Origin of the sequence: Burkholderia territorii, assembly GCF_001718335.1 — a bacterium.
Lineage (GTDB): Bacteria > Pseudomonadota > Gammaproteobacteria > Burkholderiales > Burkholderiaceae > Burkholderia > Burkholderia territorii.
The window spans coordinates 42,645-53,522 of sequence record NZ_CP013367.1; the positions used below are offsets into that span (position 1 = coordinate 42,645).

At 66.8% G+C, this 10,878-nt stretch carries 8 protein-coding genes; 4 read left to right on the forward strand and 4 right to left on the reverse strand.

Annotated features, from left to right (window positions below):
- Nucleotides 1-89: 89 nt before the first annotated feature.
- From WS51_RS26445 to WS51_RS32295, 4 genes are all read right to left on the reverse strand, one after another.
- Nucleotides 90-1,148 (reverse strand): NAD-dependent epimerase/dehydratase family protein, encoded by a 1,059-nt coding sequence (locus tag WS51_RS26445; RefSeq protein WP_196481005.1) that lies wholly within the window; start codon nucleotides 1,146-1,148, stop codon nucleotides 90-92.
- 233 nt (nucleotides 1,149-1,381) lie between these two features.
- Nucleotides 1,382-2,797: a Re/Si-specific NAD(P)(+) transhydrogenase subunit beta gene (gene pntB, locus WS51_RS26450; RefSeq protein ID WP_069230055.1), complete on the reverse strand. Its 1,416-nt coding sequence runs from the start codon at nucleotides 2,795-2,797 to the stop codon at nucleotides 1,382-1,384.
- Nucleotides 2,798-2,810: 13 nt separating this feature from the next.
- Entirely contained in the window at nucleotides 2,811-4,412 is a 1,602-nt protein-coding gene (locus tag WS51_RS26455) for a Re/Si-specific NAD(P)(+) transhydrogenase subunit alpha (protein WP_069230056.1), read from the reverse strand.
- 219 nt (nucleotides 4,413-4,631) lie between these two features.
- The gene (locus WS51_RS32295; protein ID WP_155773626.1) at nucleotides 4,632-4,964 is read right to left on the reverse strand and encodes a hypothetical protein; all 333 of its coding nucleotides are present in this window, start codon (nucleotides 4,962-4,964) and stop codon (nucleotides 4,632-4,634) included.
- 286 nt (nucleotides 4,965-5,250) lie between these two features.
- Between WS51_RS32295 and WS51_RS26460 the strand changes: the two genes are divergently transcribed.
- From WS51_RS26460 to WS51_RS26475, 4 genes are all read left to right on the forward strand, one after another.
- Nucleotides 5,251-7,041, forward strand: a complete 1,791-nt coding sequence (locus WS51_RS26460) for an acyl-CoA dehydrogenase (RefSeq protein ID WP_069230057.1) — start codon at nucleotides 5,251-5,253, stop codon at nucleotides 7,039-7,041.
- A 79-nt stretch (nucleotides 7,042-7,120) separates the two neighbouring features.
- The gene (locus tag WS51_RS26465; RefSeq protein WP_081053358.1) at nucleotides 7,121-8,749 is read left to right on the forward strand and encodes an electron transfer flavoprotein-ubiquinone oxidoreductase; all 1,629 of its coding nucleotides are present in this window, start codon (nucleotides 7,121-7,123) and stop codon (nucleotides 8,747-8,749) included.
- Nucleotides 8,750-8,792: 43 nt separating this feature from the next.
- On the forward strand, nucleotides 8,793-9,986 hold the full coding sequence (gene bktB, locus WS51_RS26470) for a beta-ketothiolase BktB (protein WP_060271914.1): 1,194 nt from the start codon (nucleotides 8,793-8,795) through the stop codon (nucleotides 9,984-9,986).
- A gap of 38 nt (nucleotides 9,987-10,024) precedes the next feature.
- Nucleotides 10,025-10,876: a 3-hydroxybutyryl-CoA dehydrogenase gene (locus WS51_RS26475; protein WP_060339232.1), complete on the forward strand. Its 852-nt coding sequence runs from the start codon at nucleotides 10,025-10,027 to the stop codon at nucleotides 10,874-10,876.
- Nucleotides 10,877-10,878 lie beyond the last annotated feature (2 nt).

The window sequence follows — 10,878 nt, forward strand, 5'->3', positions numbered from 1 at the left end:
GCGTATCGGGCGCGCGCGGCAGCAACGCACAGAGGCATTCGCCGAGGTCGAACGGCACGACCGGCTAGCCCGGTGCAATCAGGAGGCGGTCACCGCTTCAGTTGCCCGGTTTCGATCAGTTGCTGAAAGAAGTCGTTCATCGACTCGGCGAGCGGCCGGTAGCGTATCCCGAGTTCGTTGCGGCTGCGACTATTGTCGGCGCGCCACGGCAGTCCGACGTTGCGGGCGACGACGCGACGCGTGACGCTCTTGTTCGCCAGCGGGCCGACCAGCCACACGAGCCACTTCGGCAGGATGCGCCGCGGAATCGGGTAGTCGGCGCCGTACCGTTCCAGCAGCGTCGCGGCCATCGCCGGCAGGCTGGTGTCGTGACCCGACACGATGTAGCGGCCGTTCGCCTCAGGCAGGAACGCGGCCCGCACGTGCGCGTCGGCAACCTCCCGCACATCGACCGCGCCGATGCCGAGATCGGGCACGCCCATTTTCATCGTGCCGTTGCCCATCTGCCGGACGATCGCGAAGCTCTCCGATGTTGCATGCGGATTGATGCCCGGCCCGATGACGAGCGACGGATTGATGGTCACCAGATCCCAGCGTTGCTGCGCATGGGCGATCTTCCATGCTTCGCGTTCGGCGAGCGTCTTCGAATACGAATACGGCTGGTGCGCGAGCGACGAACTGGTATTCCAGATCGCCTCCGTGAACACGCCGTTCGGCGTCGCGGCAAGATCGGCGTTGTCGCCGTAGATCGCGGCGCAACTGCTGGTCAGCACGACGCGCCGGACCGACGGCGTGCGGTTCGCCGTCTCGAGCACGTTGCGCGTGCCGAGCAGCGCCGGATCGACCAGCTCTTTCTGAGGATCACGAACGGTAACGGTGAACGGCGACGCGGTATGGAAGACGATTCCGCACCCGGCCATGGCGTGTGCATACGATCCGGGTTCGAGCAGGTCGGCGCGGAAATAGCGGATCGTGCCGGGCTTGCCCGCCGCGATGCGTTGCAGATGCTCGAGCTTGCCCGGGTCGTCGGGATCGCGCACGGCCGCATGCACCGTCACGCCGGCTTCGAGCAGCCGTTGCACGAGCCAGCCCGCAACGTAGCCTGTCGCGCCGGTCACCATCACCGGCAGGTCGGTATCGATATTCATCATCATGGATTCCGGGGCGGAAGAGGGTGAACATGATGCCGCTTTTTCGTCGCCGGGTAACGCTCGATGCGCGCCGCGCGCGCTACGTCGGCAGGCGTGGCCCGATGGAAGAGGGAGGCGGGAGGGACGATGTCGGGCCGCAGCGATGCGCGCGAATCCGCCATCCGTCGGGAGAGGCAGGCGCCGCGCGGCGCCGGAGCGGATCGCTGCCCGCTCCGCGCGCGCGGCCGTACTCAGGCTTTCAGAGCGCCGAAGATCTCATTCAGCATCGACTTCGCGTCGCCGAACAACATGCGATTGTTGTCCTTGTAGAACAGCGGATTGTCGACGCCCGCATAGCCCGAAGCCATGCTGCGCTTCATCACGATCGACGTCTTCGCCTTCCACACTTCGAGCACCGGCATGCCGGCGATCGGGCTCGACGGGTCATCCTGCGCGGCCGGGTTCACGATGTCATTCGCGCCGATCACCATCGACACGTCGGCCTCGGGGAAGTCGCCGTTGATCTCGTCCATTTCGAGCACGATGTCGTACGGCACCTTCGCTTCGGCCAGCAGCACGTTCATGTGCCCCGGCATGCGGCCCGCAACCGGGTGGATCGCGAAACGCACGTCGACGCCCTTCTCGCGCAGCAGCTTCGTCAGCTCGAACACCGTGTGCTGCGCCTGTGCGACCGCCATCCCGTAGCCGGGCACGATGATCACGCGCTTCGCCTCGCGCAGCAGCTCGGCCGTCTCCGCCGCGCTGACCGCGACCGCCTCGCCGGCCGGCTGTGCCGCGCCGCCGCCGGCCGCCGCCGGTGCGCCCGCGCCGCTGCCGAAACCGCCGGCGATCACGCTGATGAAGTTGCGGTTCATCGCGCGGCACATGATGTACGACAGAATCGCACCGGACGAGCCCACCAGCGCGCCGATCACGATCAGCAGGTCGTTGCCGAGCATGAAGCCGGTGGCCGCCGCCGCCCACCCCGAATAGCTGTTGAGCATCGACACCACGACCGGCATGTCCGCGCCGCCGATCGCCATCACCATGTGCACGCCGAACAGCAGCGAGATCACGGTCATCACGATGAGCGGCAGCATGCCGTCCTGGATGGTTTCCGCATGCAGGAACGCACGGCCGTAGTAGATCACGATCAGCAGCGCGGCCAGGTTCAGCCAGTGCCGCGCCGGCAGCAGCAGCGGCTTGCCGCCGATCTTGCCGGACAGCTTGCCGAACGCGATGATCGAGCCCGCGAAGGTCACCGCACCGATCAGGATCCCGACATAAATCTCGACCTCGTGGATGGTCTTCTCCGCGCCCGTGAACTGCAGCGACGTGTCGATGTAGCTCGCGAAGCCGACGAGGCAGGCCGCGAGGCCGACCAGGCTGTGCATCAGCGCGACCAGCTCCGGCATCTGCGTCATCTGCACCTTCTTCGCGGCGTACAGGCCGACGGCACCGCCGACGACGAGCGCCGCGATCACGTACGGAATGCCCGCGGCCGACACGCGCGGACCGGCGACGGTCGCCAGCACGGCGATCAGCATGCCGATCATGCCGAGCACGTTGCCGCGGCGTGCGGTTTCGGGATTGGCGAGGCCGCCCAGGCTGAGGATGAACAGGATCGCGGCGCCGATATAGGAGACGGTAGTCAGGTTGGAAGTCATCGTTGTCGTCCCCTTATTTGCGGAACATCGCCAGCATGCGGCGCGTGACCGCGAAGCCGCCGAACATGTTGACGGCCGTGAGCGTGAGCGCGCCCACCGCCAGGCCGAGGATCAGCCCGGACGGACGGTCGCCGGCATTGGCCAGCTCGCCCAGCGGCGGCGCGACCTGCACGAGTGCGCCGATCGCGATGATCGACGAGATCGCGTTGGTCACGCTCATCAGCGGCGTGTGCAGCGACGGCGTGACGTTCCAGATCACCATGTAGCCGACGAAGCACGCGAGCACGAACACCGTGAAGTGCGACAGGAAGCTCGACGGCGCGAACTGGCCGACCAGCAGGAAGGCCAGCGCGCCGATCGCGAACACGATCGCGAGCGCCTTGGCCGACATCGGCTCGCCGCCATGGCCGTGGCCCTTGGACTTCGCCGGTGCGGCCGCCGCGGGCGCGGCCGCAGCCGGCTTGGGCGCGACGGCCGGCTGCTTGATCGGCGGCGGCGGCCAGGTGACGTTGCCTTCCTTGATCACGGTGAGGCCGCGGATCGCATCGTCGTCGAAGTCGACGTTGATGGTGCCGTCCTTCGCCTTGCACAGCTCCTCGATCACGCGCAGCAGGTTGGTTGCATACAGCGTGGACGACTGCCGCGACAGGCGCGATGCGAGATCGGTATAGCCGACGATCGTTACACCGTGGCGCACGACCGATTCGCCGGGCACCGTGAGCTCGCAGTTGCCGCCCTGTTCGGCGGCCATGTCGACGATCACGCTGCCGGGCTTCATCGACTGCACCATGTCGGCCGTGATGAGTTTCGGCGCGGGCTTGCCGGGAATCAGCGCGGTGGTGATGATGATGTCGGCGTCCTTGGCCTGCTGTGCGTACATCGCGCGCTGCGCCTGCTGGAAGCCTTCGCTCATCACCTTCGCATAGCCGCCGCCGCCCGAACCTTCCTCTTCGTAGTCGACCTTGACGAATTCGCCGCCCAGCGACTTGACCTGATCGGCCACCTCGGCGCGCGTGTCGTTCGCACGCACGATCGCGCCGAGACTCGCGGCCGTGCCGATCGCGGCGAGACCGGCCACGCCGGCGCCGGCAATGAACACCTTGGCCGGCGGGATCTTGCCGGCCGCCGTGACCTGGCCGTTCAGGAAGCGGCCGAACGCATGCGCGGCCTCGATCACCGCGCGATAGCCGCTGATGCCGGCCATCGACGTGAGCGCGTCCATCTTCTGCGCGCGCGACAGCGTGCGCGGCAGCGAATCGATCGCCAGCACCGTGGCGCGCTTCGCGGCCAGCTGCTGCATCAGCTCGGGGTTCTGCGCGGGCCACACGAAGCCGATCAGCGTGCCGCCCTCGCGCATCAGCGCGACTTCGTCGGCGCTCGGCGGGCGCACCTTGAACACGATGTCGCTGCCGGACCAGAGCTCGGCGGCGGTCGCGACCACCGTTGCGCCGGCTGCGCGGTACGCATCGTCGTCAAAGTTCGCGCCGGCCCCGGCGCCGCTTTGGACGGCCACCGTAAAACCCAGCTTGATCAGTTTCTCGACCACTTCGGGGACGGTCGCCACGCGCCGTTCCTGAGTGGCTGTCTCCAGAGGAATCCCAATCTGTAATGTCATAGTAGGAAAGATGGGTGATGGATCGGTGATGGCCATCGCGAATCACGCGGGCCGGTGCGTCAAGGTACCAGAATCATGTGCGTGTTTAGTGGCGTGTGCGAGGGTGCGCGTCGCAAATAGAACGATCGTTCGCTGAATGCGGATAGAGTATGCCGCATAACGACGGCGCTATCGAGTGCACAAATATATCGATCGCGTGTTCCGATGTTCTGTTGCGTTTTATCCACGCGCGGCGGATATCGCGTCGGCCGAACGGATGTTGACGCCGCGATCGAGCGGCCGCTGCCACGCTGCGACGCTGCCGCGCGGCGGGACGACACGGGCGTCCCATGACCGGCTTCCCGTGCGGCTTCCGATGGCCCGCTGCCCACTGGCGATTCCAACCGGCCGGCAGGTCAATGGCGCGCGGTATGCCGCGCGGTTTCCGCTCCTGCGCTTGCCTGGCATGATGTGACGAAAGTCTACGCAGAAACGCGCGAGCGCGGACGGCGAAAAAGGGCGGCCGATTTGGCGCCGGACGCCATGCGGATCGGTGACGAATTTCTTCGGCATGCCCCGAATCGAATACAGCACTGCCGCCCGGCGCAGCCCGCCGGCACGCCGATTGCGCGTCGCCGGTGGCGAAGCCGGCCGTCGACCACGCCCGTCCCGGGCGCATGTTTTCGTTATCGTCGCGTGCATCGCGTGGCCGGTTTTGTCACCATGTGGGCCGGATATGACAATGGAAAACCGCCGGCGCGGCATTACGATGGCTTACGACGTCGCCCGGCGCTGGCCGTTTTTGCCGCAGCCGCGCGGGCCGCGCGCCTCATTCACCGCCTGATTTGGAACATCGACCATGAGCTATAACGCCCCTGTCAAGGACATGCTGTTCGTGCTGAAGGAACTCGCGGGCATCGACACCGTCGCGCAGTTGCCGGGCTTCGAGGACGCCGGCTACGACACCGCGCAGGCCGTGCTCGACGAATCCGCGAAATTCTGCGGTGAAGTGCTGGCGCCGCTGAACGTCGAGGGCGACCGCAATCCGAGCAGCTGGAAGGACGGCGTCGTGACGGCGACGCCCGGCTTCGGCGCCGCGTTCCGCCAGTTCGTCGAAGGCGGCTGGCAAGGGTTGCAGCACCCGGCCGAATACGACGGTCAAGGATTGCCGAAGCTGATTGCGACGCCGTGCATCGAGATGCTGAACGCGTCGAACCTGTCGTTCGCGCTGTGCCCGCTGCTCACCGACGGCGCGATCGAGGCGCTGCTGACGGCCGGCACCGACGAACAGAAGCAACGTTACGTGCCGAAGCTGATCTCGGGCGAATGGACCGGCACGATGAACCTGACCGAGCCGCAGGCCGGCTCGGACCTGGCACTGGTGCGCTCGCGCGCGGAGCCGCAGGGCGACGGCACGTACAAGGTGTTCGGCACGAAGATCTTCATCACGTGGGGCGAGCACGACATGGCGGACAACATCGTCCACCTGGTGCTCGCGCGCACGCCGAACGCGCCGGAAGGCGTGAAGGGCATCTCGCTGTTCATCGTGCCGAAGTTCCTCGTCAACGACGACGGTTCGCTCGGCGCACGCAACGACGTGCACTGCGTGTCGATCGAGCACAAGCTCGGGATCAAGGCGAGCCCGACCGCGGTGCTGCAATACGGCGACCACGGCGGCGCGATCGGCTATCTGGTCGGCGAGGAGAATCGCGGCCTCGAATACATGTTCATCATGATGAACGCCGCTCGCTTCGGCGTCGGGATGCAGGGCATCGGCGTGGCCGATCGCGCATACCAGAAGGCGGCGGCGTTCGCGAAGGAGCGCGTGCAGAGCCGCCCGGTCGACGGTTCGGCGAAGCAGTCCGTGACCATCATCCATCACCCGGACGTGCGCCGCATGCTCGGCACGATGCGTGCGCTGACCGAAGGCGCGCGGGCGCTGGCCTACGTGGCAGCCGCGCACAGCGACATTGCCCACCGCCATTCGGACGAGGCGACGCGGGCGCGTCATCAGGCAATCTACGAATATCTGGTGCCGGTCGTGAAGGGCTGGAGCACGGAGATGGTGAACGACGTCGCGAGCCTCGGCGTGCAGGTGCACGGCGGGATGGGCTTCATCGAGGAAACCGGCGCCGCGCAGTATTACCGCGATGCGCGGATCCTCGCCATCTACGAAGGCACGACCGCGATCCAGGCGAACGACCTGGTCGGCCGCAAGACGATGCGCGACGGCGGTGCGGTGGCGAAGGCGCTGACCGCGGAGATCGGCGACACCGTCGCGGCGCTCGGCAAGGTGGACGGCGCGGCGGCCGCATCGATGAAGGCGCAGTTGGAAAAGGGTGCGCGCGCGCTGTCGACGGTGGTCGACTACGTGCTCGCGAACGTGAAGCAGGACCCGAACGCGGTGTTCGCCGGCAGCGTGCCGTATCTGAAGCTGGCGGGCGTGGTGCTGTGCGGATGGCAGATGGCGCGCGCGCTGCTGGCGGCGCATGCGAACCGCGCGAGCGACACGGCGTTCTTCGATGCGAAGATCGCGATCGCGCAATGCTATGCGGAACACGTCCTCGTGCAGGCCGGCGCGCTCGAAGCGTCGATCGTCGGCGCGAAGGGCAACGAGAGCGTGCTCGCGTTGACGGAAGACCAGTTCTGACCATCGCGGTCGGGGCGCAGGAGGAGACAGGATTTTGACCACACAGGACTTGCTCGCGCAATACGGCCCGCGCGAATCGATGGAATACGACGTCGTGATCGTGGGCGGCGGCCCGGCCGGGCTGTCGGCCGCGATCCGGCTCAAGCAGCTGGCCGCCGAGAAGGGCACCGAGATCGGCGTGTGCGTGCTCGAGAAGGGTTCCGAGATCGGCGCGCACATCCTGTCGGGCGCGGTGATGGACCCGCGCGCGATCACCGAGCTGTTCCCCGACTGGAAGGAACGCGGCGCGCCGCTGAACGTCGAGGTGACGGAAGACCGCTTCCTGTTCCTGTCCGAGAAAAGCGCCGTCACGACGCCGAACTGGGCGCTGCCGGACAACTTCAAGAACCACGGCAACTACGTGATCTCGCTGGGCAACGTCACGCGCTGGCTGGGCCAGCAGGCCGAGGCACTGGGCGTGGAGATCTTCCCGGGCTTCCCTGCCGCGGAAATTCTCTACAACGACGACGGCTCGGTGAAGGGCGTCGCCACCGGCAACATGGGCGTGGGCAAGGACGGCGAGCCGACCGAGAACTTCCAGCTCGGCATGGAGCTGCACGCGAAGTACACGCTGTTCGCCGAAGGCTGCCGCGGCCATCTGGGCCGCCAGCTGATCTCGAAGTTCAAGCTCGACGCGAACGCCGATCCGCAGGCGTACGGGATCGGCATCAAGGAGCTGTGGGAAATCGATCCGGCCAAGCACAAGCCGGGCCTGGTGATCCACACGGCCGGCTGGCCGCTGAAGTCCGACACCTACGGCGGCTCGTTCCTGTACCACATGGACAATAACCAGGTGGTGGTCGGCTTCGTGGTGGGCCTCGGCTACACGAACCCGTACCTGTCGCCGTTCGAGGAATTCCAGCGCTACAAGACGCACCCGTCGATCCGCGCGTTCCTCGAAGGCGGCAAGCGCGTGTCGTATGGCGCGCGCGCGATCACGGCCGGTGGCCTGTTGTCGCTGCCGAAGACGGTGTTCCCGGGCGGCGCGCTGATCGGCGACGACGCGGGCTTCCTGAACGCGTCGCGCATCAAGGGCAGCCACGCGGCGATCAAGACGGGCATGCTGGCGGCGGACGCGGCGTTCGACGCGCTGCAGGCCGGCCGTCAGTCGGACGAGCTCAACGCGTACCCGGATGCGTTCAAGCAATCGTGGCTGCACACGGAGCTGTACCGCGCGCGCAACTTCAAGCAGTGGATGGCCAAGGGCCTGTACCTGGGCACGCTGATGGTCGGGCTCGAGCAGAAGGTGATGGGCGGCAACGTGCCGTGGACGCTGCACCACAAGCACGCGGATCACGAGATGCTGAAGCCGGCGTCGCAGTGCGAGCCGATCGAGTATCCGAAGCCGGACGGCAAGCTGACGTTCGACCGGCTGTCGTCGGTGTTCATCTCGAACACGAACCACGAGGAGAACCAGCCGGCGCACCTGACGCTGAAGGACGCGAGCGTGCCGGTGAACGTGAACCTGCGCACGTATGCGGGGCCGGAGGCGCGGTTCTGCCCGGCGGCGGTGTACGAGTTCGTGAAGAACGACGACGGCAGCGAGCGCCTCGTGATCAACGCGCAGAACTGCGTGCACTGCAAGACCTGCGACATCAAGGACCCGACGCAGAACATCGTGTGGGTCACGCCCGAAGGCGGCGGCGGGCCGAATTACCCGAACATGTAACGCATCCCCGCGCCCGCGGGCGCGAACGAACCGGAGTGAGACGATGAGCAATGCAGCGAAGGAAGTCGTGGTGGTGAGCGGTGTCCGTACCGCGATCGGCGATTTCGGCGGGAGCCTGAAGGATTTTTCGCCGACCGATCTCGGTGCGAAGGTCGTGAGCGAAGTGCTGTCGCGCGCGAACGTGCCGGGCGACGCGGTCGGGCATGTCGTGTTCGGCCACGTCGTGAACACCGAACCGAAGGACATGTATCTCGCGCGCGTCGCGGCGATCAACGGCGGTGTTGCGCAGCATACGCCGGCGCTGACCGTGAACCGCCTGTGCGGCTCGGGTCTGCAGGCGATCGTGTCGGCCGCGCAGACGATCATGCTCGGCGATGCCGACGTCGCGATCGGCGGCGGCTCCGAGAGCATGAGCCGCGCGCCGTACAGCGTGCCGTCCGCGCGCTTCGGCCAGCGCATGGGCGATGCGAAGCTCGTCGACATGATGCTCGGCGCGCTGCACGATCCGTTCCAGACGATCCACATGGGCGTGACCGCCGAGAACGTCGCGAAGAAATACGGCATTTCGCGTGATGCGCAGGATGCGCTCGCGCTCGAATCGCATCGTCGCGCGGCGCGCGCGATCGCGGAAGGCCGCTTCAAGGATCAGATCCTGCCGATCTCGATCCGCACGAAGAAGGGCGAGGTCGCGTTCGATACCGACGAGCATGTGCGCCACGACGCGGGCCCGGACGATTTCACGAAGCTGAAGCCGGTGTTCGTGAAGGAGGACGGCACGGTGACGGCCGGCAACGCGTCGGGGATCAACGATGCCGCTGCCGCGGTGCTGATGATGAGCGCGGACGCCGCCCGCGCGCAGGGCGTGAAGCCGCTCGCGCGTCTGGTCGCGTATGCGCATGCGGGTGTCGATCCGGCGTACATGGGCATCGGCCCGGTGCCGGCCACGCATAAGGCGCTCGAGCGCGCGGGCCTGAAGATCACCGATCTCGACGTGATCGAGGCGAACGAAGCGTTCGCCGCACAGGCATGCGCGGTCACGCAGGAGCTCGGCCTCGACCCGGCCAAGGTCAACCCGAACGGCTCCGGCATTTCGCTCGGTCACCCGATCGGTGCGACGGGTGCGTTGATCACGGTCAAGGCGCTGTACGAGCTGAAGCGCATCGGCGGGCGTTATGCGCTCGTGACGATGTGTATCGGCGGCGGCCAGGGCATTGCGGCGATCTTCGAGAACATCTGATAATCGACCGTTCAGCACCCGAACACACAGGAATCGTCATGGCCATCGAAACCGTCGGCGTCGTGGGCGCCGGAACCATGGGCAACGGCATTGCGCAGACCGCCGCCGTTGCAGGACTGAACGTCGTGATGATCGACGTCAGCGATGCGGCGCTCGACAAGGGCGTCGCCGCACTGAAGGGCAGCCTCGAGCGCCTCGTGTCGAAGGAGAAGCTCGCCGCCGCCGCACGTGACGCTGCGCTTGCGCGCATCACGACGTCGACCGATTACGCGAGGCTCGCCGCAGTCGACATCGTGATCGAGGCCGCCACCGAAAACGTCGAGCTGAAGAGCCGCATCCTGAAGCAGATCGAGTCTGTCGCGCGGCCCGATGCGATCATCGCGACCAACACGTCGTCGATCTCCATCACCGCGCTCGCGGCGCTGCTCGCCGATCCGTCGCGCTTCGTCGGCATGCACTTCTTCAACCCGGTGCCGCTGATGCCGCTCGTCGAGATCATCCGCGGGCTGCAGACGAGCGACGCGACCGCGTCCGCGGTGCGTGCGCTGACCGAGCGTTTCGACAAGTCGCCGATCGGCGTGCGCAACGCGCCGGGTTTCGTCGTGAACCGGATTCTCGTGCCGATGATCAACGAAGCGTTCTTCGTGCTGGCCGAAGGCATCGCGTCGGCCGAGGAGATCGACGCGGGGATGAAGCTCGGTGCGAACCATCCGATCGGGCCGCTCGCGCTGGCCGACCTCGTCGGGCTCGACGTGTGTCTCGCGGTGATGGACGTGTTCCTGAAGGACTTCGGCGACACGAAGTACCGCGCGTGCCCGCTGCTGCGCGAGATGGTGTCGGCAGGGCGGCTGGGGCGCAAGACGGGGCGGGGGGTGTACGACTACAGCTGACG